Source organism: Shewanella sp. Pdp11 (assembly GCF_002838165.1).
GTDB classification, from domain to species: domain Bacteria; phylum Pseudomonadota; class Gammaproteobacteria; order Enterobacterales; family Shewanellaceae; genus Shewanella; species Shewanella hafniensis.
The window spans coordinates 4217351-4243817 of record NZ_CP015194.1 but is presented as its reverse complement, the minus strand read 5'-3'; the positions used below and the strand labels follow the sequence as shown (position 1 = coordinate 4243817).

The 26467-nt window shown below is 45.5% G+C and carries 21 protein-coding genes; 14 read left to right on the top strand and 7 right to left on the bottom strand.

From position 1 onward, the window contains the following. Positions 1-23: 23 nt before the first annotated feature. Positions 24-848 carry a substrate-binding periplasmic protein gene (locus AYJ58_RS18665; protein WP_106651268.1) on the bottom strand — a complete coding sequence of 275 codons (825 nt, stop codon included), beginning with the start codon at positions 846-848 and terminating at the stop codon, positions 24-26. A 309-nt stretch (positions 849-1157) separates the two neighbouring features. Beyond that, a complete protein-coding gene (locus AYJ58_RS18660; protein ID WP_106651872.1) occupies positions 1158-1592 on the bottom strand; it encodes a PACE efflux transporter in 435 nt (144 codons plus the stop codon). A gap of 90 nt (positions 1593-1682) precedes the next feature. On the opposite strand from AYJ58_RS18660, the gene AYJ58_RS18655 reads away from it, so the two are divergent. Then, positions 1683-2570: a LysR family transcriptional regulator gene (locus AYJ58_RS18655; protein WP_106651267.1), complete on the top strand. Its 888-nt coding sequence runs from the start codon at positions 1683-1685 to the stop codon at positions 2568-2570. A 108-nt stretch (positions 2571-2678) separates the two neighbouring features. Here AYJ58_RS18655 and AYJ58_RS18650 read toward each other — a convergent pair whose 3' ends face one another. Then, on the bottom strand, positions 2679-3302 hold the full coding sequence (locus AYJ58_RS18650) for a TetR/AcrR family transcriptional regulator (protein ID WP_106651266.1): 624 nt from the start codon (positions 3300-3302) through the stop codon (positions 2679-2681). A 392-nt stretch (positions 3303-3694) separates the two neighbouring features. Between AYJ58_RS18650 and AYJ58_RS18645 the strand changes: the two genes are divergently transcribed. The 6 genes from AYJ58_RS18645 (at position 3695) to AYJ58_RS18620 (ending at position 13088) form a co-directional block, all read left to right on the top strand. Further along, the gene (locus tag AYJ58_RS18645) at positions 3695-4933 is read left to right on the top strand and encodes an efflux RND transporter periplasmic adaptor subunit (RefSeq protein WP_106651265.1); all 1239 of its coding nucleotides are present in this window, start codon (positions 3695-3697) and stop codon (positions 4931-4933) included. Positions 4934-4946: 13 nt separating this feature from the next. Next, on the top strand, positions 4947-8105 hold the full coding sequence (locus AYJ58_RS18640; RefSeq protein ID WP_106651264.1) for an efflux RND transporter permease subunit: 3159 nt from the start codon (positions 4947-4949) through the stop codon (positions 8103-8105). Positions 8106-8686: 581 nt separating this feature from the next. After that, on the top strand, positions 8687-9364 hold the full coding sequence (locus AYJ58_RS18635; RefSeq protein ID WP_106651263.1) for a methylamine utilization protein: 678 nt from the start codon (positions 8687-8689) through the stop codon (positions 9362-9364). Further along, a complete protein-coding gene (locus tag AYJ58_RS18630) occupies positions 9354-11660 on the top strand; it encodes a bifunctional diguanylate cyclase/phosphodiesterase (RefSeq protein WP_106651262.1) in 2307 nt (768 codons plus the stop codon). Before AYJ58_RS18635 ends, AYJ58_RS18630 begins: the two co-directional genes overlap by 11 nt. Before the next feature lie 85 nt (positions 11661-11745). Continuing rightward, positions 11746-12615 carry a DUF3034 family protein gene (locus AYJ58_RS18625; protein ID WP_106651871.1) on the top strand — a complete coding sequence of 290 codons (870 nt, stop codon included), beginning with the start codon at positions 11746-11748 and terminating at the stop codon, positions 12613-12615. Then, on the top strand, positions 12612-13088 hold the full coding sequence (locus AYJ58_RS18620) for a group I truncated hemoglobin (RefSeq protein ID WP_106651261.1): 477 nt from the start codon (positions 12612-12614) through the stop codon (positions 13086-13088). The genes AYJ58_RS18625 and AYJ58_RS18620 overlap by 4 nt, the downstream gene beginning before the upstream one ends. A gap of 79 nt (positions 13089-13167) precedes the next feature. Here AYJ58_RS18620 and AYJ58_RS18615 read toward each other — a convergent pair whose 3' ends face one another. Both AYJ58_RS18615 and AYJ58_RS18610 read right to left on the bottom strand, forming a co-directional pair. Next, the gene (locus tag AYJ58_RS18615; RefSeq protein ID WP_106651260.1) at positions 13168-13641 is read right to left on the bottom strand and encodes a LabA-like NYN domain-containing protein; all 474 of its coding nucleotides are present in this window, start codon (positions 13639-13641) and stop codon (positions 13168-13170) included. 144 nt (positions 13642-13785) lie between these two features. Continuing rightward, positions 13786-14565, bottom strand: a complete 780-nt coding sequence (locus AYJ58_RS18610) for an AraC family transcriptional regulator (protein ID WP_106651259.1) — start codon at positions 14563-14565, stop codon at positions 13786-13788. A 142-nt stretch (positions 14566-14707) separates the two neighbouring features. On the opposite strand from AYJ58_RS18610, the gene AYJ58_RS18605 reads away from it, so the two are divergent. The 7 genes from AYJ58_RS18605 to AYJ58_RS18575 all read left to right on the top strand — a co-directional run bounded on the left by AYJ58_RS18605 (position 14708) and on the right by AYJ58_RS18575 (position 22013). Beyond that, positions 14708-15871: a multidrug effflux MFS transporter gene (locus tag AYJ58_RS18605; protein ID WP_106651258.1), complete on the top strand. Its 1164-nt coding sequence runs from the start codon at positions 14708-14710 to the stop codon at positions 15869-15871. A gap of 311 nt (positions 15872-16182) precedes the next feature. After that, a complete protein-coding gene (gene bla, locus AYJ58_RS18600) occupies positions 16183-17067 on the top strand; it encodes a class A beta-lactamase (RefSeq protein WP_198555511.1) in 885 nt (294 codons plus the stop codon). Positions 17068-17134: 67 nt separating this feature from the next. Next, positions 17135-17929 (top strand): class D beta-lactamase, encoded by a 795-nt coding sequence (blaOXA, locus tag AYJ58_RS18595; protein ID WP_106651869.1) that lies wholly within the window; start codon positions 17135-17137, stop codon positions 17927-17929. 72 nt (positions 17930-18001) lie between these two features. Next, complete coding sequence (locus AYJ58_RS18590) at positions 18002-18517, top strand: RidA family protein (RefSeq protein ID WP_106651257.1); 516 nt, start codon at positions 18002-18004, stop codon at positions 18515-18517. Between the two features lie 180 nt (positions 18518-18697). Continuing rightward, positions 18698-19345 (top strand): CatB-related O-acetyltransferase, encoded by a 648-nt coding sequence (locus tag AYJ58_RS18585; RefSeq protein ID WP_106651256.1) that lies wholly within the window; start codon positions 18698-18700, stop codon positions 19343-19345. A gap of 694 nt (positions 19346-20039) precedes the next feature. Then, positions 20040-20978, top strand: coding sequence for a sensor domain-containing diguanylate cyclase (locus tag AYJ58_RS18580; protein WP_106651255.1), 939 nt, complete (start codon positions 20040-20042; stop codon positions 20976-20978). 111 nt (positions 20979-21089) lie between these two features. Further along, complete coding sequence (locus AYJ58_RS18575; RefSeq protein ID WP_106651254.1) at positions 21090-22013, top strand: sensor domain-containing diguanylate cyclase; 924 nt, start codon at positions 21090-21092, stop codon at positions 22011-22013. A 120-nt stretch (positions 22014-22133) separates the two neighbouring features. Here the strand turns inward: AYJ58_RS18575 and AYJ58_RS18570 are convergent, their stop codons facing one another. Both AYJ58_RS18570 and AYJ58_RS18565 read right to left on the bottom strand, forming a co-directional pair. Beyond that, positions 22134-25289 carry a multidrug efflux RND transporter permease subunit gene (locus tag AYJ58_RS18570; protein WP_106651253.1) on the bottom strand — a complete coding sequence of 1052 codons (3156 nt, stop codon included), beginning with the start codon at positions 25287-25289 and terminating at the stop codon, positions 22134-22136. After that, a complete protein-coding gene (locus tag AYJ58_RS18565; RefSeq protein ID WP_106651252.1) occupies positions 25289-26398 on the bottom strand; it encodes an efflux RND transporter periplasmic adaptor subunit in 1110 nt (369 codons plus the stop codon). The genes AYJ58_RS18570 and AYJ58_RS18565 overlap by 1 nt, the downstream gene beginning before the upstream one ends. Positions 26399-26467: the final 69 nt, after the last annotated feature.

The window sequence follows — 26467 nt, the reverse complement described above, 5'->3', positions numbered from 1 at the left end:
TCATTCGCTTGCAGCGATAGGGATTAGTCAGCGACTAAGAGTAATTTTTCGTATTGGCCAGTGGCTTTTAGCTGTGATAAGCCCGCATCGAGTTGGGTCGCTAAGGTCTGTGCCTGTGGATTTTCCTTTGAGAAGGCCAAAAAAATATCGCTGCTATGGTTAGCAAATACAGGAATGACGTCATCATCTACGCCCATTTTTTTCAGGTTTTCTTTCGCGACTAAATCGAACATTAAGGCGGCATCTATGCGTCCAATCAACAATAAATTAATTAATTGCTGCTGATTAGCGACGGTGACGATATTGAGCTGTTGCTGTTTGACTAATTTGGGAAACTCATCGCCATATTCATAGCTTTTAATTACTCCAATAACCGCGCCTTTGGGTAGTGCCCATTTGTTGTCAGCCAATATAGGTTTTTGTTTCTTTTGATAAAATGATGCGGTAGCAACAAGCAGTGGGGTTTTGCCAAAGATAAAACGTTGCTCGGTGCTGTTCTCGCGGGTGACATTAAATACCCCGTCTACTGCGCCTTTTTCTGCCATCATCAAGGCACGAGAATAGGGCACGACTAAGCTATTTACTTCAATATGCGACTGCTTAAAGGCGGCTTGAATTAAACGGTGGGAAATACCTTGGCCAAACTGATTGGCAAAGGGCGGCCAACTGTCTTCTGCAGCTAAAGTTATCGTCTGAGGTTGGGATTCTGCAGGCACAGCATTGCTTTCTTGGGCGAGTGCCATGTTGTAAATCATAGATGCGAGTAATAAAACGACGCCAAGTATTAATGCTGAGGGCAAATTTAATGCCTGCTGCATCCTGAGCCTCACTCTGTTCCCTACACGCATTTTGCTGCCATCTCCCTGCTTAATATATGGGCTTTTATAGCATAAAGAATTGTATCTAGACTAATGATTTAAATATTAATTACAGATAGTTAGTACTTTTGTGAAGTTTATAGGATATTTCAACAACCTCCATTTTCCGCTTTTAAGTGAGATTATGCGCTGGGTAACGAATGAATTGACTTAGGATTCTGTTAAATAGAATAAAATAAAATCGATAAACCTCAAAACTGTCATCAAACGAACCGCTAACGTGCTTAGTGAGGTTCGTTTGATGCTGATGTGTGCTGATGTGTGTTGATGTTAGCAATACTATTTGACCTTAGTGGCTGGCATAGTAAACCAAGTCTTATAGGGCTGATACTTGTCATAGCACCAATGGAATAGGGTGCTGTAGAAGAAGAAAAAGATCAAAAAAACCGCTTCTAAGCCCATGGCTGCCAACCAACCTATCTGTAGAAACCAGGCGATGGTCGGTATGCTAATGAAAATAAGTCCCCCTTCAAATCCAAAGGTATGCAGTATTCTGGTTTTCAAAGTGCGTTGCTCTCGATTTGCCCCAAATACCCTGTCGAATCCAAGGTTGTAGAAGTAGTTCCACACCACGGTATAAAGACTCAGAGCGATACCGACTATGACAAGCTCACTGGTTCCCTTGCCTGATATAAGGGTAGAAACCGGGATAATAATTGCGAGTGCAATTGCTTCAAAGAGTAAGGCGTTAAAGATACGTTCTGTCGTTTTCATGGCTATTTCCCATTCATTCAATGTGACTATGGCCATATTTTTATCTAGTATAGGGATAAGTAATAATTAGATAGTATCGGTAAAAGCGATATGTTTAGTCTCGAACAACTCGAAGCCTTTATGGAAACCGTAGAATCTGGTTCATTTTCGAATGCCGCAAGGCAACTTAAGAAAGCACAATCCGTGGTTAGCCAGCATGTGATGAATCTTGAAATTGACTGTGGGGTTGAGTTATTTGACCGTTCGGGTCGTTACCCAGTATTAACGGCCGAAGGCAGTAAATTGCTGCCCTACGCAAGAGCGACGATTCTTCAACATCGTAGACTCAAACATACCGCCTTATCACTGTTCAGTAGCCAATTTTCAGAAGTGTGCCTTGCGGTGGATGAAGGTATTCCGATACAGAGAATATCCGAAATCATACGGTTGTTAGAAAGTGATTTTCCTAATATCGAACTCGAATTTCTCAGTGCCTCAAGCATAGATATTATCGACATGGTGCATTCACGAAGAGTATCAACAGGGCTGATCTTTAGTGAATTATCTATGCCAAGTAGCATAGATTTTGAGAGTATCGGGGTGATTAAATTCGATCTTTATGTGGCGAGTTCGCATCCCTTAGCAAAATCAGTTGCACCGAACATGGACGCATTGCGACTGTATCGACAATTACTCATCCGCTCACGGAATACTCAAACCAGTAGTTTTCAGCAGGCGTTTAGTCCTGATGTTTGGTATGCCGATAACTATTACGTGTTATTGGAGCTCGCATTACAGGGCCATGGTTGGTGTTTGTTGCCCGAGCATATGGCGTCCAATTCCGTTTTATCGGGTAGCTTAACGCGCGTCCCCATAGAATTTGAGCAGATAGGCTGGCATGCAAACGTCGATGTGATCCAGCATCAAGATAAAAGCAGCCTGCCATTATTGAAACGACTCAGACAACTGTTTAGAGAACTCTTGGTTGTGCAGAAGTAAATGGTTGGACAGAAATAAAGCAAAGCATAAATAAAACCCCAGTAAGTGAGGACTCGACTGGGGTTTATTGTTTGTGCACATCAGGATTTATGCATTATGACTTATGGTTCAGGATTCATCATTGCGCGGAAAGTTAGCCAGCACTAGCTCGGCCACTTTGCGCAATTCATCCGGACAAATCCCACTGGTTGCTTGTACCGCCATGCCTTGCAACACAGTGCCGACATAACGGGCAAGCAGCAAGGGATCGGCGTCATAGGGCAAATCCCCTTCATCTTTGGCGCGTTGCAGTCGTTCGCACAGGGCGATTTCACCGTCGCGGCGACGATTAATCAAAGTGTCTTTAATCGCTTGCCCTGCTTCACTGCAGGTTAATGCCCCTTGAACAATCAAACATCCCTGCGGATGGCTTTTATCCACCAAAGAGCTCGCGGCCCCGAGCAGCATTGACTCGACCACCAGATAGGCGGTTTTCTGCTCAAGTGCGGGATAGAAAAACGCACAGGGGCGTTGTTCATATAATTCTATCGCTTTGAGAAATAACTGTTCTTTATTGCCGAAGGCAGCATAAAGACTTGGCTTATTAATGCCCATAGCTTGGGTTAAATCGGTTAACGATGTACCTTCAAAACCTTTGCGCCAAAAGACTTCTAAGGCTTTGGCTAATGCATCGTCAGTGTCGAAGGCACGTGGGCGACCTACACAGGGCGTCGGGGTGACGGTTGACATCATTAGGCTCCTCAATTCTCAATTGCCCCTAGGATAGACATGGGTTTAGTCCGTGTCCAGCCACACTTGCTGACTGATGACCGACTAAGGGGATCTGTCTACTTAGTCATTCAAGCTGTCACCTAAGTTCAGCATTCAATCCGTGTCAGTCAGCGTTCGCCTCAATATTCATAAAATGCGTTGAAGATCAAACTTGTGGCTTTCCGCCTAAGGGCGCATTGCAAAGTGAAGGTTAGTGCGCGCCTTTAATTTAATACCAATCGGTACATAAATTTGTTGACAGAGTCATTTTACGCTATATATTACCGTCCAGTACAGAATATTTTTTACCAGTCGGTATTTAAATGTGTGTGGTTCGAACAGCGTGACATGCCCGCCACTTTGAGGATAGTAATATGAAGAGCAATAAACCCTTACGAATAATGATGTTAACGGCTGTGGCCGCTTTCGTTCTTTCTGCTTGTGGTGAGCAAACAGCGCAGCAGGGGCCAGCACCGAGTGCGCCAATGGTGGATGTCGCTCAAGTATTGCATGAGCGAGTGACCGAATGGGACGAGTTTACCGGCCGTTTACAGGCGCCAGAAAGTGTCACCCTTATCCCACGTGTATCTGGATATATTGACTCAGTGAATTTTAAAGAAGGCGCCTTAGTGAAAAAAGGCGAGGTGTTATTCCGCATCGATCCCAGTGTTTTTGAAGCGGAAGTGGCCCGGTTAAAAGCAGATCTTGCTAGCGCACTCTCTGCTGAGCAACTGGCCACCAATGACTTCGAACGAGCCCATAAATTGTTTGACCAAAAAGCGGTATCCGCCGAGTTACTCGATACCCGTGAGTCGAACAAACGTCAGACCGCGGCAGCAGTGGCTTCGGTGAAAGCGGCGCTGATGCGCGCCGAGCTTGATTTAGCTTATACCCAAGTACAAGCGCCGATTGATGGCCGCGTGTCCTACGCCAACGTCACTGCGGGTAACTATGTCACCGCAGGGCAGAGTGTGCTGACCAGCTTAGTCTCTACCGCCAGCATGTATGCCTATTTTGATGTGGATGAGCAAACCTACCTTAAATACGTGAAATTAACGGCCGAGAAGAAACGCAACGATCCCCGCGCAGGCGACAATCCTGTGTACATGGCCTTAGCCAATGAGCGCGATTATCAGCATATCGGCATGGTGGACTTTGTGGATAATGCGATGGATAAGCAAACCGGCACCATTCGCGTGAGAGCCACCTTTGACAATGAAGACAATAGCTTATTGCCTGGCTTATTTGCCCGCCTTCGCACCGCAGGCAGCGGCGCTTATGAAGGTATCTTGATTGACGATAAAGCCGTTGGCACAGATCTGAACAATAAGTTTGTGTTGGTCGTCGGTGCCGATGGTTTAGTCGAATATCGCGGCGTGACCTTAGGCGAGAAAGTCCAAGGGCTGCGTATAGTCACTCAAGGTTTAGAAGCCGAAGACAAGATTGTCGTCAACGGTATGCAGCGTGTGCGGCCTAAGATGCAAATTGATCCGCATATGGTTGAAATGGTTGACAGCGACAAGCTTGAAGCATTGCGCCAAGCCCAGTTATTGCTCGATAAAAACCAAGATACTTTGACGGCGCAAGCGGTCGAAACGGCTAGCCGCGGTTAAGGAATAGAACACCATGTTGTCGCAGTTTTTCATTAAAAGACCAATATTTGCAGCCGTACTCTCACTGCTGTTTTTTATCACAGGGGCGATTGCCGTTTGGCAGTTGCCGATCACTGAATACCCTGAAGTTGTGCCGCCAACCGTCGTAGTGACCGCTAACTATCCAGGCGCTAACCCTAAAGTGATTGCCGAAACCGTGGCCTCGCCGCTGGAGCAGGAAATTAACGGCGTCGAAGACATGCTGTATATGTCATCGCAGGCGACATCAGATGGGCGCATGACCTTGACCATCACCTTTGCGATTGGCACAGATGTAGACAGGGCGCAAAACCAAGTACAGAGCCGTGTCGATCGCGCTATGCCACGTTTGCCACAGGAGGTTCAACGCCTCGGGATTGTGACCGAGAAATCATCGCCAGACTTAACCATGGTGGTGCATTTGCTGTCGCCAGATAACCGTTATGACATGCTGTATTTGTCTAACTACGCGGCGCTCAACGTAAAAGATGAGTTAGCACGTATCAAGGGTGTGGGCGCGGTACGCTTGTTTGGCGCGGGGGAATACAGCCTGCGTATTTGGCTTGACCCGAATAAAGTCTCGGCGCTGGGTTTATCGCCAGCGGACATTATTGCCGCCGTGCGCGAGCAAAACCAACAGGCGGCAGCGGGCAGTTTAGGTGCTCAGCCCAGTGGCAATGCTGACTTCCAACTCTTAATTAACGTGAAAGGCCGTTTAACTGAACTGTCTGAATTTGAAGATATCATTGTCAAAGTTGGCCAAAACGGTGAAGTGAATCGTCTGAAGGATGTGGCTCGTATCGAGCTAGGTGCGACCAGTTATGCGCTGCGCTCACTGCTGGATAATAAGGATGCCGTGGCTATCCCAGTGTTCCAAGCATCGGGGTCGAATGCGATTCAGATTTCCGATGATGTGCGCGCCAAAATGGCGGAATTGTCACAGTCTTTCCCTGAAGGACTCGAATACGAAATCGTATACGATCCAACCGTCTTCGTGCGTGGCTCGATTGAGGCTGTGATCAAAACCTTGCTCGAAGCCGTGTTGCTGGTGGTGTTAGTGGTAGTGCTGTTTTTGCAAACTTGGCGCGCCTCGATTATTCCGCTGGTGGCTGTGCCTGTATCGTTAGTTGGTACCTTTGCCTTTATGCATCTGCTCGGCTTCTCACTCAACGCCTTGTCGTTATTCGGGCTGGTACTCGCCATTGGTATTGTGGTGGACGATGCCATAGTCGTGGTTGAAAACGTCGAGCGTAATATTGCCGCTGGCTTAAACCCTGTTGCGGCAACGCAAAAGGCGATGAAAGAAGTGACAGGCCCAATTGTGGCAACCACCTTAGTGCTGGCGGCGGTGTTTATTCCGACGGCGTTTATGAGTGGCTTAACTGGGCAGTTTTATAAACAGTTTGCTTTAACTATTACAATCTCGACCTTTATCTCGGCGATTAACTCACTGACTTTGAGCCCAGCGTTATCGGCGTTATTACTCAAGAGCCATGATGCGCCAAAGGATGGTTTAACTCGTTTAATGGACAAGTTGTTCGGTGCTTGGTTGTTCACGCCTTTTAACCGCTTATTTAGCCGTGCCTCTGATGGCTATGGTTACTTAGTGCGTAAAGTTATCCGTTTTGGCGGCATTATCGGCCTAGTGTATTTAGGCATGGTCGCGCTAACGGGTGTGCAATTTGCTAATACACCAACGGGTTATGTGCCGGGGCAAGATAAACAGTATTTAGTGGCCTTTGCCCAGTTGCCCGATGCGGCGTCCCTTGAACGTACCGATACCGTGATCAAAAAGATGTCTGAGATTGCGCTTAATCACCCGGGTGTGGCGCACTCGATTGCCTTCCCAGGCCTGAGTATCAACGGTTTTACTAATAGTCCTAACTCAGGCGTGGTGTTTGTCGCGCTTGATGATTTTGAATCGCGTAAGAGTCCAGCGCTATCGGCAAATGCCATTGCAGGGCAATTGAATCAAGAGTTTGCCGGTATTCAAGACGCGTTTATTGCCATCTTCCCGCCGCCACCTGTGCAAGGCCTCGGCACTATAGGAGGGTTCCGTCTGCAAATTCAAGACAGAGCCAACCTTGGTTATGAGGCCTTGTATCAGGTGACCCAACAAGTGATGTACAAGGCGTGGGCCGATCCACAATTAGCGGGGATTTTCTCTAGCTATCAGGTGAACGTGCCGCAACTTGAACTGGATATTGATCGAACTAAAGCGAAACAGCAGGCAGTGTCGCTCGATCAAATCTTCCAGACATTACAAACCTATATGGGCTCGACCTATGTCAACGATTTCAATCGTTTCGGTCGAACCTATCAGGTAAATATGCAAGCCGATGAGGCGTTCCGTCAAAGCCCGCAGCAAATAAGTCAGCTGAAGGTGCCGAATCTGAAGGGTGACATGATCCCGCTAGGGTCGTTCATCAACGTCAGCCAAAGCTCTGGCCCAGACCGAGTGATGCACTATAACGGCTTTACGACCGCTGAAATCAACGGTGGTCCAGCAGCAGGTGTGAGTACTGGCCAAGCGCAGGCGGCGATTGAGAAAATCCTCGCCGAGACGCTGCCAAACGGTATGACCTACGAGTGGACAGAGCTGACTTATCAGCAAATCTTAGCGGGCAATACGGGCTTGTTAGTCTTCCCGCTGGTGATCTTGCTGGTGTTCATGGTACTCGCAGCCCAGTACGAGAGCTTAAGTCTGCCATTGGCGATTATCTTAATCATTCCAATGACCCTGCTCTCAGCCCTCAGTGGAGTGTTAATTTACGGTGGCGACAACAATATCTTCACCCAAATTGGTCTGATAGTGCTGGTGGGGCTGGCAACTAAAAACGCTATCTTGATTGTCGAGTTTGCAAAGGAGAAACAAGATCACGGCATGGCACCTATGGAGGCGATATTAGAGGCCGCAAGATTACGTTTACGTCCTATCTTGATGACATCTATCGCCTTTATTATGGGAGTTGTGCCTATGGTGTTCTCCACCGGTGCGGGCGCTGAGATGCGTCAAGCCATGGGCGTAGCAGTGTTCGCCGGTATGATTGGGGTGACTGTGTTTGGTCTTATCCTAACGCCTTTGTTCTACTACGCACTGGCAAAACGAGGCAGTAAAAAAGTCGAAGAGCATAAAGAGCTAACCATCAGTTAAGTTGGTTTCTCGCAATGGACTAATGCATAGAAAAGGCCTACATCAAGTAGGCCTTTTTTGTTTGTTCGCGGCGAAAAATATGAAACCTGACTATCTTTAGTTGGGACACGTTGAGATTAGATTACCGGCAAAGTTACAGCCAAAGATGGATAGAGTGAGGCGTATATGGGCTTGTTTTCATTGCTGATGAACAACAAAAGGTCATTTGCCAGAGCAGTGTGTTAGTTATATTGCTTATTATGTATGGCAGGCCTATGTTGACTAGATTCAACTGTTTTATTCGGCCGATGAAATCGCAGTGATATTTGATCTCAGTTAGTGCCATTGTCGATTTAAACGTCGTGGTTATCCATGCTTGAAATGTGTGTATGATGTTGTTTATCCATTATTTGTGGTCTCTTTCGTGCGTAATAGCGATTGGGCGATTAGAATGGTTACTGTTTTGGCGCTCTTCTACGGGGTCCAATGGAATATTAGATATATTAGTGATGTACAATGCTACTCGAATACAAAGAGTTTGTTTTACGCCGTACTTAGCTAAGGTACTTGTTGGCCTTGCATCACTATGCCCGAGGTAACTGATGATCTTAAATCGCGCTTTATTTGCTCTAGTTCTGAGTGTTTCTGCCTTTCTGACGCCTCAAGTCATGGCCGCTGAACTCAATATTAAGCTGGTGGATTTACAGCAGCAGGCGATTGCCGATACTGTCGTGGAGTTGATCCCGGCAGTGATGCCTGATAAGGCTATGCCTGTTGGACATTATGAAATGTCACAAAAAAATCGAACCTTTATCCCTTTTGTGTTGGCTGTCCCTAAGGGCGCCAAGGTGGATTTTCCTAACCTAGATCGCACTCGTCACCATGTGTATTCTTTTTCCGAGGCTAAGCCTTTCGAACTTAAACTGTATGTGGGCCAAGCCGAAGCGCCGATTCAGTTCGATAAACCCGGTTTAGTCGCACTTGGCTGCAATATTCACGATTATATGCAGGCATTTATCTATGTTGCGGATAGCCCAATTGTTGCGGTGACGGACGAAAAAGGTGAGATCCAGTTTAAGGATCTGGCTGCCGGTCAATATAAAGTCAAACTCTGGCATCCCTGGCAGAAGGCAGCCTCCGAGCCGACTGAGCTAATGTTAACCTCTGGCGCGAATCAGCTGAGTTTATCCTTAGACATTGAGCGCCAAGCTAAACCGTCAGCTCCGCCAGCGGGATTTGGCCACTACGATGCTCAAGGCAAGCCATTACATGCTAAATAGTTTTCGCGCACGGCTGATTTTAGTGTTCTTTATTGTGCTGACTCTAGTGCAGTTTGCCACGGCCTTTTCCGTATTAACGGCGACCGAAAGGGACAACTTTTTACAGCAACAAAAAAGCCTCGATATTGGTGCCAATGTGTTTCTCGAGGTGCTATCAAATCGCGGTATTCAGCTCAGCCAAAGTTTGTCTGTGCTCAGTGCCGATTTTGGTTTTAAGCGCGCGATTGCTACCGGTGAGCAAGAAACCATTGAATCCGTGTTATCCAATCACGGCTCTCGTATTGGTGCCGACGCTGCTGTGTTGTTATCACCAAAAGGGGAGCTCTTGACCTCGAGTCTACCCGGGCTCACTCAGGATGATATTCAATCCTTATTCGACATGACTGCTAGTAATAACAATGCGTTGGCGATCCTTAACTTTGATCATGCCAGCTATCAATTTGTGTTGCAGCCCGTGAAGGCGCCAACCTTGATTGCTTGGGTTGGCATGGGTTTTCTATTAGATGAGAAAGTCGCCCAGCAGGCTAAAGCGATTACCGGTATTGATGTTAGCTTTGTCAATCAAGCTACGGGCCGCACCGAAATCGCCTCAACATTATCCGATGATGAAAAACTGAGTGTGGTAGAACAAGCGAGCAAATTACCTAGTTTGCTCAAAATGCCCAGTGAGAATATTCCGCTGGATTATTTGTCCATGGCTCTCAAACTGTATGATCATAACGGCAGCCAATTAGCCCTGTTGCATCAGTCAAACCTCAAATGGCAGCAAAGTTATCAGCATCTACGCAATAATATGTTGCTGATTTTTGCTTTGACCTTAGCGCTGGCGATTGTGATTGCGATTTGGTTGTCGGGCAGTTTGACTGAGCCTGTGCGTCAACTGGTAACCTATGCCCGTAAAATTGGTCAAGGTAAGCAGCCAGCCAGTATTCAAGGTGCGCCAGCAGAACTGCGGGTGTTGGCCAAAAGTTTATCCTTGATGCGCGACGATATTGAAGCGCGGGAAAAGGATTTAGTCTATCAATCCCGTCACGACAGCCTAACAGGGTTGCTCAATCGTTTTGCGGCTAAACAGTATTTAGCGGATCTTAAAAATGATCTATCCGGCGCTATGGTGTTATTGGATATTAAACATTTTCGCCATATCAACGACATTATTGGTTTTGCCAACGCCGATACCTTGTTGGTGCTTTTTGCTCGCCGTTTAGAGCAATTAGCCCCCACACCGGATTTACTCGCGCGATTAGACGGCGACTCATTTTTACTCCTGTATAGCCAAGGTATTCGTCCCGAACACTTGTTGAAATCATTGGACATGTTGGAGTCGCCATTTCCAATCCAAGGCTCAAATATTTCTCTTACCGTGCGGGCTGGATTACTGGAAATTGATGGCAACGGTGCCGATATCGATGTATTGGTGCGCCGCGCCGAAATCGCCCTCAATCAAGCCTGTCTCGAAGAGCAACGTATCGTTAGTTATCGTCAGGGCGCCGATGAGAAATACCAGCGTGAGCTGACGATTATCCGCGATTTGCCCATAGGTTTGGCGCAAAACCAACTCTATCTCGTGTTTCAACCTAAGGTGGATTTACACTTAAATCAGTGTACGGGTGCCGAGGCACTGATCCGCTGGCAGCATCCGACCTTAGGGTTTATTCCGCCCGATGAGTTTATTCAACTCGCTGAAAACTCAGGTAACATTGATATCGTCAGCCAATGGGTGTTGCAGCAGGCGATTAAACAATTAGTCGCATGGCAGCAGCGGGGTATGGTGCTGAAACTGGCCATCAACCTGTCGGCCCATGATTTAGTCGATACCCGCTTGCCGAATCAAATTGCCAGTTTATTAAAAGACAATAATCTGCCAAGTGGCGCACTCTGCATCGAAGTCACTGAAGGCGCTGTGATGAAAGATGCACAGACTGTGGTGAGTGTGTTGCAGCGATTCCGCGATATGGGCGTGTCGGTCGCCATAGATGACTTTGGCACAGGGCATTCATCCTTAGCTTATTTGAAAATTTTGCCCGTCAATGAAGTGAAGATTGATCGTAGCTTTATCAAAGACATGCTCACGAATAGCCAAGATGTGATGATAGTGAACACCAGCATTCAGTTGATCCACGGCCTAGGTTTTACCGTTGTGGCCGAAGGGGTTGAGGAACAAGAGGGCGTTGACATTCTGCGTAACCTCAATTGCGACATCATCCAAGGTTACGTGTTTTCAAAACCCTTAAAAGCGGCTGAATTTGATCTGTGGTTTGAAGCGTTTAACCATAAAAATCCCTCTGACGCATAAGTTAATTTGCCCCAAAAAGCGCACAAAAAACCTTAGATTTAGTCGTGTTTGAAAGAATAAAACGGAGTAGCGAGTGAACATTGCCATGAATACATTGAAGTTGAATTCATTAGCTTGGAATTGTGCTAAGGCTTTGCCTTGCCTGTTTTTACTATTGGGCACAGTTCCTGCGTTTGCCGAAGGTAGCCGCGTGGTTGCCACTGGCGGCGGGACGACGATTGAGGGCAGTGCTGGCGGTGGCATAGTGCCGTGGGCGGTGATCAACGGTTATGGCAGTAGCGATGAATGGTCCGCTACGGCGATGGCGACAGGCGTTTATGTCGATGACTTTACACTGAATGTGATTGGCGCTTCCTTGAGTTTTGATAATCGATTCGAACTGAGTTTAGCGCGGCAAACCTTTGATTTAGATACTATGGGCGGCGAGTTAGGCCAAGATATCTTTGGCGTAAAATACAAGCTTGCCGGCGAGTTACTTTATACGGCTATGCCGCAAATCACCCTAGGTGCCCAGTATAAAAGAGTCGATGACTTTGCGATTCCTCAGGCCGTGGGCGCGCGCTCTGATTGGGGGTTAGATGTGTATATTGCGGCCAGCAAAGTGTTTTTCGATGCGGTGGCGGGGCGCAATGTATTGCTTAATGGGACAGTGCGTGCGACCAAGGCGAATCAAACGGGTTTACTGGGTTTTGGTACCCAAGCCAATAATGATTACCAGTTTGTGCTCGAAGCGTCTGCGGCGGTATTGCTGACGGATAATCTGGCACTGGGTATCGAATATCGCCAGAAACCCAATGAGTTAGCTTTTGCCCGTGAAGATGACTGGCAGGATGTGTTTTTAGCTTGGTTTATCAATAAGCATCTTTCCGTAGTCACGGCCTATGCGAATTTAGGCAGTATTGCGGGTTTTGCCGATCAACAAGGCTGGTATGTGTCGGTGGAGGGAACACTATGAGTTGTTTATTGCTAAAGCTATTACCTGTCGCCGCTTTGTTTTTTTTCACTGGTTGCGCAGTGCAAAAGGCGGAATCATCGGCGCCACAGGTTAACTCAAAAAATAGCACCTCAAGCCAGCAAACCTTATATCAAGCACTAGGCGGTGAAGTCGGTTTATCGGCGATTGTCGATGGTTTGCTTGCCCGTATTGCAACCGATCCACGCATAGTGCATCACTTTCAAGAGACGGATATTGCGTTATTTCGTGAGCGCGCCATTGAGCATTTTTGTCTGATTGCCGATGGCGGCTGCGTGTATCACGGTGAGAATATGGCACTGAGTCATCAAGGGTTGAATATTACTCAGGCGGATTTTGATGCCTTAGTGGGCCATTTAATTGAATCAATGAAGGAGCAACAGATACCATTATCGACCCGCAATGCCCTCCTAAAACGTCTCGCACCTATGTATTCGGACATTACCTATCATTAGATGTGTTGTAACTTTGATGGCTAAAATAGTGAATTTAAGATGCTGTTGCCGTGATCGATAGCAGCATTTTTTATGGGTACTAGAGCAAGAGCGCTGCATCTATGGGGTGAAATTGAGACGCTGCATCCCTTAAGGATTTAGCCGTCAGGGTAGGGACGCCATAGACTTGGGTTTCAAGGCCATATTTTTGATGGATTTTTTGTAGCAATAAATCGAAATCGCCATCACCAGACAACAAGATCACAGTATCGACTTCACTTGCCGCTTCCATAATATCGACAGTGATCCCCACATCCCAGTCGCCTTTGGTCGAGCCATCGCTGCGCTGAATAAACGGTTTTAACTTCACCTCAAAACCTATGTGCTTTAGTGCGTCTTGGAATTTCAATTGCCCATCGTCACCTTTGTGGATGGCATAAGCCACGGCCAAGACTATGTCTCCCTCGTAACCTAAGTGTTGCCATAACTTACGGTAATTAAATTGGCGACCATAGGCCTCGCGGCAGGTGTAATAGATGTTTTGTACATCCACAAATAAAGCGATTTTTTTCAAGGGATTCGTATTTTTCGATCAGGGAAAAGACTTCTCGCACTATAACACAGCAAGTTGCCAATGGGCGCTAAATGGAAAGTACCGCTCTCGGTTGAGCGGGGAAATTGCCTCACCAGAGTTGTACTCGAAGGATTGGATATTTAGCTAAATGCTAGGGGATTTAAAATATTGCGCTGGAGTGGTGCCGGTATATTGCTTAAAAAAGCTGATAAAGGCACTGTCGCTGGAAAACTGTAAATTAAAGCCCACCTGCGCCACCGATGCTCCCGCTGCTAATTGTTCAATGGCCGAGAGCAAACGCCATTGCTGGCGCCACGCTTGATAAGCCATGCCCGTTTCGTTGCTAAAGATACGGCTGATAGTGCGTTCGCTGGCGCCGATTTCTACGGCCATATCTTTAAGGTTGCTAGGTATTGTTTGATGTTGTTGCAGTTGCGCAAGCCAATTTTTTAGACGTTTATCCTGTGGGAGCGGTAATGCCAGAATTTCTTCCGCGGCATTGCCCAATTCTTCTAATAGCAGCGCAAAAGCATGGTGTTGAGTGCTTCTTGGTTTGTCCCAAGGCCAAAATGACATAGTGTCAATTAACGCTTTGAGTAGCGGGGTCACCTGGAAAATAGTGACCCTATCGGGCAATGAGCTGACCGTCTCAGGCTCAAAGTAGAGTGAGCGATAGGCAACCACATTACGCATGGTGACGCTGTGCTCAACGCCTGCAGGCAACCAAGCCGCGCGTGTCGGTGGTAACACCACTTGAGTCTCGGCTAGAGTAAATGTCATTACTCCTGCGGGGGCGTACAGTAGCTGCGCCTTCTCGTGGTGATGCATTCCCGAGTCGTGTTCCCCCATGTCTGCGGCAATACCAATGACCAGATTATCCAACAGATCTGGATTAAATTGATGTTCAGGTCGAATAAAGGCCATTTTGTCCTATTTTTGATGTTTATTGTCTAAGTGTTGCTAATTGTCTGGTGTGGATTCTATCTATACTGCGCCATCTTTGACAAGTATGGAGCGACATTTTGGTTAACCTGCTCATTTGGTTTACTGAAATTGAATCGAAATCATGAATATAAAACCACCATTAGGGCTCGCTGTGCTGCTAATGATGTTTCCGCAAATAATGGAAACCATCTATAGCCCAGCCTTGCCTAATATTGCAGAAAGCTTTGCCGTGTCGATTGCCGGCGCATCGCAAACCTTATCTGTGTACTTTATTGCCTTTGCCATCGGCGTATTTTGCTGGGGCCGTTTAGCCGACATTATTGGTCGCCGCAAAGCCATGCTCGCGGGATTAGTCTGTTATGCCATTGGCTCAGCCTTAGCCTTAATAGTGAGCGACTTTAGCCTATTGTTACTGGCCCGCGTATTGTCGGCGTTCGGTGCGGCAGTGGGTTCTGTGATTACCCAAACCATGATGCGTGACAGCTACAGCGGCGAAGAATTAGCCAAAGTCTTTTCTGTGATGGGCATGTCACTTGGAATTAGCCCGGTGATCGGATTGCTAATGGGCAGTGTTCTCAGTGCCTATTGGGGATATCAAGGTGTGTTTGTCGCACTGATGGTTTCTGCCATAGTGCTGTTATTTTTATCGGTAAAATTGTTACCCGAAACCAAACCCGCACACACCCAGAAAATCGCTATAGGCAAGTTAGCGATTAAGATGCTTACCGACGGCGGGATTATTAAAAACACCTTGCTGGTGGCGGCGTTTAACCTGATGTGGTTTAGCTACTTTTCACTGGCGCCATTTATGTTTGAGGCGCAAGGGTTATCGACGCTTGCCTTCGGTACGAGTGGCTTGTTATTGGGCTTTGGCGCATTCCTTGGCAGTTATGTTAATAAAATATTGCTGGGTCGAGGCTACGCTAGCGCCCGGTTGGTTCGCTTCGCCAGTGTTATCGCACTTGTTGGTGGACTGGGTATTTGGCTATTCCAATCGACTGTTTTAGGGCTGAATAATGTTTACTTTTTAGCGCCTATGCTTTTGATTGTGATTGCTTACGGGATAGCGATTCCGAACATACTTAGCTCGGCTCTGGCAAACTACCGCGCCTATGCGGGCTCTGCTGGCGCACTCTTCGGACTGTTTTATTACATTCTGTTGGGACTAGGTTTAGGCGGCGCAGGAATCATTCACCATTTAGGTATGGTGGTCACATTCAGTGCACTGCTTTGTGTTGGATTAGGTGTAAATTTGGGCTTAGCCCATAAAGCAAGAAACGCTTAAATATAAATAGAAAAAGCCAAGGCACTGATTGCCTTGGCTGATTTATGCGATTCTCTAAAGTGATGATTAGCTATGAGCTTGCCTGTAGCTTACTGTGGGTCGAATATAAAACTATAGCGCTTAATTAAGTTGGTTGAGTAAAACATTAATCTAATATGTTAGTGGGGAGATTAATGCTTGTTTGGAATTCGAGTTGGGTAAGATGACAATATTTTTTAATGTCACTATAAATCTTATTTTAGCCATAATTTCGCCAAAATTAATCATTATTATGATGATAAAAATATTTAATAAGGATAGAGAAAAATAACATGTTAAAGATATTTAATGATTGCAAAAAGACAACGTTTATTGCCATTTGCTTGATGAGTATTTCAAATTCGAATGCAAGTCCTTTAAGTGTAAAACAAACCGTTAATGAATTTGAGCGCCAAGGCTGGAATATCGGTGTGTCTGTTATAGAAAACAGCTCAAATAACGTATATTTAATTAACGGTGACGAACGGTTTTCGACAAATAGTACTATTAAGGCCTTAGCTTGTGCCATTGTGCTATCTGAAGTAGATAAAAATGCAGTATCGCTAGACGATGCAATGATGATTAATGAACAAGATGTTGTTAGCCATTCACCAGTAATGAAAGAATTTATAGGCAAAAAAGTGACATTAGCAGATGCCTGTAAAGCGACTATGACCTACAGTGATAATACCGCAGCTAATTTTGCGATAAAAAAATCTGGCGGTCCTGAAGGTATTACTTCATTTTTGCGTTCAATGGGAGATGATATAACCAGAGCCGATCGTTATGAACCAGATCTCAATACGAATCCTGAGGGAGACTTAAGAGATACATCGACGGCTAATGCAATGGCAGCCAACTTTAACAAATTACTGCTCGGTAATATTTTATCCACTCAATCTAAAGAACAGTTAAAAGATTGGATGATGGGGAATAAAGTTGCAGATAACATGCTGAGATTAGTGCTTCCTACGGGATGGGAAATTGCTGACCGTACTGGTGCCAACAGCTATGGTGCTCGGGGAATTATTTCCATGGTCTGGTCTGAATCACAACAACCATTAATAATTAGTATTTACATTAAAAAAGAAAATACTGCTATCGAGGAACGTGAGAAAGTCATTTCCGAAATAGGACGGGTAATTTTCACTGAGTACACGAACGGGACTTTATTCTAACCACACTGCGGATCGTACTCCTAAAAAAATAATATATTAAGGTTTTGCAATGAAACTTATAAAGCTAATGCTATGGTCTCTCTCTCTTTTCATGTTTACAACAATAGAATCCGTTGCAAATGAATCGATTACGGTAGCAGAAAAGAGTGAATGGAAATCCACCTTTGATAAATTCAAAGCGGATGGAACAATCATCATTAAAGACGAACGTGGAGGGGCAAGTGCCACTTATATTTACAATAAATCACGTTCAACGGTACGGTTTACGCCTGCATCAACATTTAAAATTCCTCACACTTTATTTGCTCTCGATGCAAACTTAGTTAAGGATGAATTTCAAACGTTTAAATGGAATGGTGAAAAATACTCTATCCCTAGTCACAATCAAGATCAGAATTTACGTTCAGCGATGCGCTATTCCGCTTTATGGGTTTATCGCGGATTTGCGAAGGAGTTAGGTGAAACAAAGGCAAGAGATTATCTAGAAAAAATTAATTATGGGAATCAAGATCCCACTGTAAAAGTGAATGACTATTGGGTCAGAGGTGGTTTAGAGATCTCCGCACAAGAGCAGATAAATTTTTTAGAGAAGCTTTATAAGAACCAACTCCCATTTAAAGTTGAACATCAATTATTAACCAAAGACATTATGATAGTTGAAGCTGGCCGAGAATGGATTCTCAGGGCGAAAACAGGACTCGGTGGCCAAGTCGGTTGGTGGGTCGGTTGGGCTGAATGGCCAACAGGACCGGTCTTTTTTGCATTGAATATAGACACGCCGAATGGCATGGCAGATGTTTACAAGAGAGAAGCGATTGGCAGAGAATTGTTACTATCTATCGATGCATTACCCCATATTTAAGGGGGCGGCTCGTATTGTACAGGATAAAATTCACGCTTTTTAAATTTGGGCAATCCAATATTTGAGGTCAATATGTTAACTTCTGTCATCCGTATTTCATTTTTCGGCTTGTGTGGCTTACTTTCCACGGTGAATATCGCCGCGCATGCGGGAGAAGATGTTATCCGGCATCGTATTGCTAATTCAAATTTCCCTGTTGCTGCGGCGGTAGAAGTGCCAGCCTCTATGTCCATTGTATATCTCTCTGGGAAACTACCGCCTATACAAGATTTGACTCAAGATAAAAATAGTCCGCTTGCATATGGTGGGGATACAAAAGGACAAACTATTGGGGTATTAAAAGCAATAGAGAAAAGTTTAAAAGATATTGGCCTGGGCTTGGGGGATGTGATTAAACTGCAGGTTTTTTTAGTTGGCGATCCTGCATTAAATAATGAAATGGATATGGATGGTTTTATGGCGGCTTATATCCAATTTTTTGGTACAAAAACACAACCCAATGTACCAGCTCGGTCGGTCTTGAAAATTGCAGGACTAGCAAATTCAGCATGGCGTGTTGAAATTGAAGCCACTGCCGTTCGAAAATAGCATAGCGAACGACGGTATTTATTAAGCTAAATAGAATCAGGGTACATAGGCTTTTTGCTTATGTATTCTATTGTTCTTTAATATCATGCCCGTAAAACTCAAGATACATATTTGTTGAGTTAGCCAGTTTTTAATATTTCACTATTTTTCAGTTACAGTTAATTTATAAAGAGCACTTCTATGAATAATAAACATTGGTCAAAAGTTCAGTTGTTACACGAAGTTGTTACTAACCCGAATATTATAATTAAAGGTCAGCACAGCTATTATAGCGATTGTTGGGATATGGGGTTTGAGGGATCTGCGGTGAGATATCTTCATGGTGATGAAATCAGCCGCCAATGGGAGCCCAAATGGCCTATTGATAAACTCTATATTGGTGACTATGTGTGTATCGCCGCTGAAGTTGTGATCTTAATGGGAGGAAATCATACACATAGGGCGGATTGGTTTTGCTTATACCCTTTTATGGATTTTATTGAAGAGGCATATGTAGGAAAAGGTGACACCCATATTGGTGATGGCGCTTGGCTAGGCATGAGATGTATGGTGATGCCTGGAGTCACTATTGGTGAAGGAGCCGTAGTTGCAGCGAACAGTGTTGTCACTCAGGACGTCGAACCTTACAGTGTCGTCGCAGGTTCACCCGCTAAACGAGTCAAGTATCGCTTTCATCAAGATATTATTCCTGAGTTGCTGGCTTTAAAAATTTATGATTGGCCAGTCGAAAAGTTTAATGTTTTGAAACGGCACTTGTGTTCTTCGGATTTTGAACAGCTCAAACAAGCCATTGTCATTTATGATCAAAAAGAATCCGGTACAAATTAAGATGTTAGTCGGGCGTATAGCAATCACATTAAATATCTAAATCAGTTGTGCGCCTCACTGGTATTTCAATCCAAGGCGCATTGACGCAGAAATGGTCATTCCTTATTTAAGTTAATACAACACTGGAAACCCATTTGGCCTTAAAATACAAAACGCCCGATGAGGTTCATCAGGCGTTTTGATGGTAAGTAAGTGTCAATTTACTTAAGTTGTCGTATCGAGATGAAGCACTAGGCTTTAGGCGCGATTTCCTGCTGCTTTGCCGACTCTCGTGCCGTAGTCGAAATCAATTGAGATATGGTGGGAAGCAAGGTTAACTTCATCATCGAGTAGTCTAGTGTCTATTCATAAAGAGGATAATTAATGTGGTCAGTACGCACCTATTATTTTGTCGAATCCCATCATCTTAAAGTTTCTATTGAATCTTGCTGTCACTGCAGAGTACGAAAAGTGAGCAGTTGAAAAAAGAGAATAAACATCTTTTCAAACAAACGCTTCCCACCATGATGTTCTTAAGTACTTGTCATTCCATCATTTTAGATATGTCCCAAGTCACGTTCCGATTTTACAATGTTCGATTGTCGTGTTTTTACATTGACGACGGCTTTAGTGAGTTCTTGTCCTTACAAATTATATGTGGTTCTATCACACTAAATGTTATCGCTATGTTATTTCGCTGTATGAGGAGATACGGATGCGTCGACTTTTTTCAGAAGATAGTGAAGTCGTATTATTCAAAAGTTTGAATTATATCCCTATTCCAGTTCTATTGTCTGAGGCTTTGGACGTTGAAGAACGTCGTCCTAGTACTCATAGAGTGCATAGATTTATGAATCATGCATTTATTGAACAATTGGGTTATACAATGTCGGATATCCCCGATATTGAATCTTGGTTTAATACTGTTTATCCCGATCCAATTATTCGAGACAAAGCAATGCTCGAGTGGGATAGCACTGTGTATGAAAGTGAAAAGCAGGGGCTGAGCACTGCAGGTTTTCAAACTTACCTTCGGTGTGGTAATGGTGAATATCGTTGGTTTTTAATAACGGCTCAAATCACTACTGAAAATCAATCAAACTTGAATATAGTCACTATGAGAGATGTTCATCAGTTGCAGTTATTGATTGAGGATAACAAGCGTCAATCTAATACCGATTTACTGACGGGACTTGCCAATCGCCGTCAAGTTGAACGGATCCTCTCCTCAGCCATGGAACACAGTACCGATGCACAAGGTTCACTCTGTTTAGTGATGTGTGATATCGACTTTTTTAAGAATATTAATGATAACTTTGGCCATTTGTGTGGCGATGATGTGCTTAAATTAGTTGCGGATCAGCTTAAGCGCTGTGCATTTTCTGCTTCCTGTGTCGCACGTTGGGGAGGTGAGGAGTTTTTGATCGTGCTGGAAAACACTGAACTTGAAGCCTCGAGAGAACTTGCCGAGAAGTTGCGTTTGGATATTGAGTCCACGGATTACCAATCATATGGCCAGCATATGCACTTGACCATGAGTTTTGGGTGTGTTGAACATCAAGTAGGTGAAAGCCTGGAAAGCCTATTATTTCGGGTCGATAGCGTTTTATATAAAGCTAAAAATGCTGGCCGCAACCGTGTCGTATTTGATTGAATTTTATGTAAATTAAAGCGTTAGCTTATGTTTTATCAATCATCTTTTAACTTCAACTCGGTTTAGGATGTGATGACTTATCTTTGTCTGGTATTTGAGCGGGGAAGATTAATGACTGCACGCAATGACAGTGAGGTAATTCTCTTTAAAAGCTTAGATTTCATTCCTATCCCAATCTTGCTTTCTGAATCTCGCATGGATGAGGTCTCTGGGTGTATACAAAGGATCCATCGCTTTGTTAACCATGCCTTTATCGAACAAATTGGCTACACATTAGTAGATATTCCCGATATGGATGCTTGGTTTAATACCGTGTATCCGGATCCCTTAGTGCGCCAAGACATGTTTGAGGGATGGGCTGCAATTGTTGAAAGCAGTATCAGTGCCGGAATTGATACTGCTGAGATGCAGGCTCGCATTCTATGTTGTAACGGTGAGTACCGTTGGTTTTTAATAACTGCACAAATTGCCACGGATAATCAATCGGAATTACATATAGTAACGATGAGAGATATTCATGATTTACAAATGCTTATTGATGAAAATAAAACTTTGTCTAACACAGATGCGTTAACGGGACTCGCTAATCGCCGTAAAGCGGAAGCGGTATTGGAGAATGTGTTAAGTGCCACAAATGGCCCAGAACTTTGTTTGTTAATGTGCGATGTCGATTACTTCAAAGCCATCAATGACACGTTTGGTCATTTATGTGGAGATGATGTATTAGTACAAGTCGCAAGGCTACTTGAAGGGCTACAGCAATCCGCTGCTTGTATTGCCCGTTGGGGAGGCGAAGAGTTCTTGATTGTGTTGCAGGGTCATTCCTTAGATGAAGTACATCAAATCGGAGAGCTATTACGTATGGATTTAGCGTCGACGGATTTCAACTATCACGATGAACATCTGAATTTGACTATGAGTTTTGGCTGTATCCGTATTCAAGATAACGAGAGTCTACGTAGCGCACTTTACCGGGTAGACAGTGCATTGTATAACGCTAAATCAGCTGGCCGAAATTGTGTTGTGATGGGATAGATAAATCCTCAATACCCCATATAAGACAAGGCTCTTGATTGAACCGACAATAAAAAGCCAAGGCGCTGAGTGTCTTGGCTTTTTATGTGATTATTTACATTTATGAGTAGGCGTGAAGCACTAGGCTTTAGGCGCGATTTCCTGCTGCTTTGCCGCTTCTCGTGCCGCTAACTCTTGTGCTGCTAATTCTTGGGCTTTGATGGCCGCTTCGAGCTTAGCTTCAACATATCCCGGTGAATGGGTCGCTGCCGAGATTAATCGATACATGGCGGGGATGACGAGTAGGGTCACAAAGGTGGCGAATGCCATACCAAAGAACACTACAGTACCCACAGCGATACGACTTTCTGAGCCTGCGCCTGTCGAGAAAATTAACGGTACAGCGCCCACTAAGGTGGTGAAGGCTGTCATTAGGATTGGCCGCAAACGACGGGATGACGCATCGATAATAGCTTTATCGAGTTCAAAACCGCGGTCACGCAATTGGTTAGCAAACTCTACGATAAGGATACCGTTTTTAGTCACCATACCAATCAACATGATCATGCCGATCTGGCTGTAAATATTAATCCCTTGACTGGTGAGCAGTAGACCCAAGAAACCACCAAATACGCCCATAGGCACAGTAAACATCACCACTAACGGGTTGATAAAACTTTCAAACTGCGCGGCTAAGACTAAGTAAGCAACCAGTAAAGCTAAACCAAATACAATGAAGATACTGCTTTGGTTTTCCTTAAAGTCTTTGGATTCGCCGGTGTAACCAATGGAAATATCTTTAGGTAATAATTCAATGGCTTTAGCATCAAGAAACTTTAAGCCCTCACCTAAGGTGTAGCCTTCACTGACGTTTGCCTTAAGGGTGATCGATTTTTGCTTATTGGTGTGGCTTAATCTTTGTGCCGAAGCAATCTCTTCGATATGGGTCACGGTATCAAGCGTCACTAACTCGCCCTTACCGGAACGCATGTAGATTTGGCTAAGATCGCCAACGTTGTTAAAACTGTTCTCATCGCCGCGCAAGTACACATCGTATTCTTCGCCGCGATCCACATAGGTGGTTTCGGTGCGACCGCCGAGCATGACTTCTAAGGTTTGCGACACTTCATCGACACTGATACCCAATTCAGCCGCGCGTTCTTTATCAACAGTAACGATAAGCTCAGGCGTGGTTTCGGCGTAATCTAAGTCGGCGCCTTCCATCATAGGGCTGGCATTGGCTTCTTCTTTGAGCACCTGCGCCCACTTAAACAGTTCGGCATAGTCCGAACCACCAAGCACAAATTGCACAGGTTCACTCGATTGGCCCCTAAAGCCTGGCATCATAGGGCGAACCATCACATCGGGAATGTCCTTCAATGCTTTACTTATAATCCCAAGTGCTTGCTGCGCTGATGCGGTGCGTGTACCCCAATCTTCAAGCTGCATAATAACAAAGCCTGTTTGATCGCCAGCACGGCCACCAAAGGCGGGGGCTTGCACGCTAAAGGATCGCAGCACACCTTGACCCAGCAAGGGCATGAGTCTGTCTTCAACTATATCCATATTGGCTGTCATACGGTTATAACTGGTGCCTTCGGCGCCTTTAATAAAGGCGAACAATACACCGCGGTCTTCCTGCGGCGCGAGCTGTGAAGGTACTTGTTGCATTAACCAAGCGCTGCCGCCGATACAGGCGATGATAACTAAGGGTGCGAGTAGACGGAGTTTAATTGCCCGAGTCACAGCAACACGATAGACACTTTCCATGCGAGCAAAGCCGTTGTCGACCCAACGGTTAAAGCGATTCGGTTTGACGTTAGCTTTCAGCAGTTTGCTGCTCAGTACAGGGGTAAGTGTCAGTGCCACTAAGGACGAGAACAGTACCGATACCGCTAGCATCACAGAGAACTCGGTAAATAACAGTCCGACCATGCCGTCCATAAAGGATATAGGTAGAAACACCATAACTAATACCGCAGTGGTGGCGACAACGGCAAAACCTACTTCGCGGGTACCTTTATAGGCTGCTAATAAGGGCTCTTCACCTTTTTCGATATGGTGGAATATGTTCTCGACCACCACAATCGCATCATCGACCACTAGACCGATGGAGAGGATTAATGCCATCAATGTCAGTAGGTTAATCGAATAACCTAACATATTGGCGGCGATAAATGCCGAGATTAACGATACCGGAACTGTAACTGCTGGGATGAGTGTCGCTCGCGCTTGTCCGATAAAGATATACAGCACCAGTACCACTAAGGCGCCCGTGACATAAAGGGTGCTATAGACCTCGTTAATCGAACGGTCGATAAATACAGTCGAGTCGAAGTCGACCACTAGGCTTGTGCCTTCGGGCAGAAAGTCTTGTACGCGATCGACTTCTTTGTGCACTTCTTTAGCAACAAGCAATGGGTTGGCATCGGACTGGGCAATAATACCTAAACTGATGTTAACTATGCCGTCACTTTTAAAGGTCGAGTTTTCGTTTTGTGCACCGACAGCCACATCTGCCACATCTTTTAAGTAGATAGGCGTGCCATCGCTGGCGGTACGCACCACAAGGTAGTCAAAATCCTTTGGCGTGTAGTACAAGCGTTTGGTACGCACCGACATCACTGTGGTGTCGTTTCGCACTTGGCCGCCGGGTGTTTCGATGTTTTCTTTACGCAGCGCGTTCGTGATGTCGGTGACTGTGACATTGCGTCCCGCCATTTGCTCGGGTCTGAGCTTAACGTACATCACCTTGTACAAGCCGCCGGAAATACTGATAGAACTCACGCCGCTGATAAGGCTAAATCTGTCCTCTAACACGCGCTGGGCGTAATCCGTTAACTGAGTGCGGTCCATTACACTCGAACTTAAATTCACATAGACTGAGGGTTCGCCCGAGCCATTGTCTTTTGAGACGACAGGATCTTTCGCATCCTCAGGCAGCCTGCGTTGAGCGCGTGCCACCGCATCACGCACATCACTCACGCCTTCGGTTAAGTTCCACCCGAGGAGGAATTTCACTGTGATACGCGAGCTACCATTACGTGTGGTCGAAGTGATTTCGTCGATACCACTGATCCCCGTCAGTTCATCTTCTAGGGTTTTAGTGATCTGGCTTTCCATAATGGCCGCCGACGCACCCGAGTAACTGGTGCTAATGGTGACCACAGGGCTTTCGACGTCGGGCATTTCCCGTATCGACAACTTAGAGAAGGAGACTATGCCGAATACGCACAGCAGTAAGCTTAAAACGATGGCAACGACGGGGCGTTTAACCGAAACATCGGACAACCACATTATTTAGTCTCCGTAGCTTTTGGGCTTGAAAGCTCAGCCGCACGGGTAGATGCCTTGGCATCGAGGGTCACTTCATTGATTTGCAGGCCATCGCGCATATTCACTAAGCCCTGCACCACGACTTTGTCACCTATTTTTAAACCGTTTTCAATCAAGACTTGATTATCGATACGCGCCCCTAACTGCACTTCGGTGCGGTTGGCAATGTGATCGGCATTAACTACGTATACGTAACGTTTAGTACCAGAATATTCAAGGGCTTGTACTGGGACCATAGGTGCAGAAATCGCAGGGAACGTGATAGTGGACGACATCATCATGCCCGGTTTTAAGCGATTTTTGGGGTTGTCAAATTGCACCCGCACTTTAAGGTTTAAGGTCTCTTCGTTGACGCGCGGATCGATAGCGACAACTTTGCCAGTAAAGGTTTCATCCGGCCAAGCGCGGCTGGTAGCCGCCACTTTCATGCCTATGCTTAATTGCGACAGGAAATGCTCTGGCACTTGTAAGTCGAGGCGCATGCTAGATAAGTCATCCAGCGACATTAACTCTGTGCCTATGCTGACCATTTTGCCTTCGCTGAAATTAATCAGGCCAGTATTACCCGCAAACGGCGCAATCAGCGAGTGGTAATGTAAATCCGCTTGTGCTGAAGCTAAGCGTGCTTGGGCGATATCGACACTGGCTTTTTGTGCGTCAATTTCGGTTTGGGTGATGGCGTTGCGGCTGATCAGCTTTTCAAACTCTTTGAGTTTACGTTTTTCATCGTTGAGAAAGGCATTAGCCTCAGCGACGGCGGCTTGGGCTTTCATATCATCGAGTTCGATAAGCAATTGACCTTTTTTCACCGCTTGGTTTGAGGTCACGGCGACTTGTTTAATCTTACCTGTGACTTGTGGCGCGATCACCACAGCGCGTTCGGCAGCGAGCTTGCCGATAAGTGAAATAGATTGTGCTAATGGATATTCAACGACTTCCCCCGTGACCACTGGAACGGTTCGCATAAGATGAGGTGCGCTTTCGGGTTTAGCCGCTTGAAGGACATCACTAAAACTTACCGCTGTGGCGATAACCGCAAGCAGGGCAATGGCAATAATGGTTTTTTTCATTGTAATTATTATCTCGCGCAAAGGCAGTTTAAAAAGGTAATCGCTCTAATGGCGCTATTCTAGTGAATA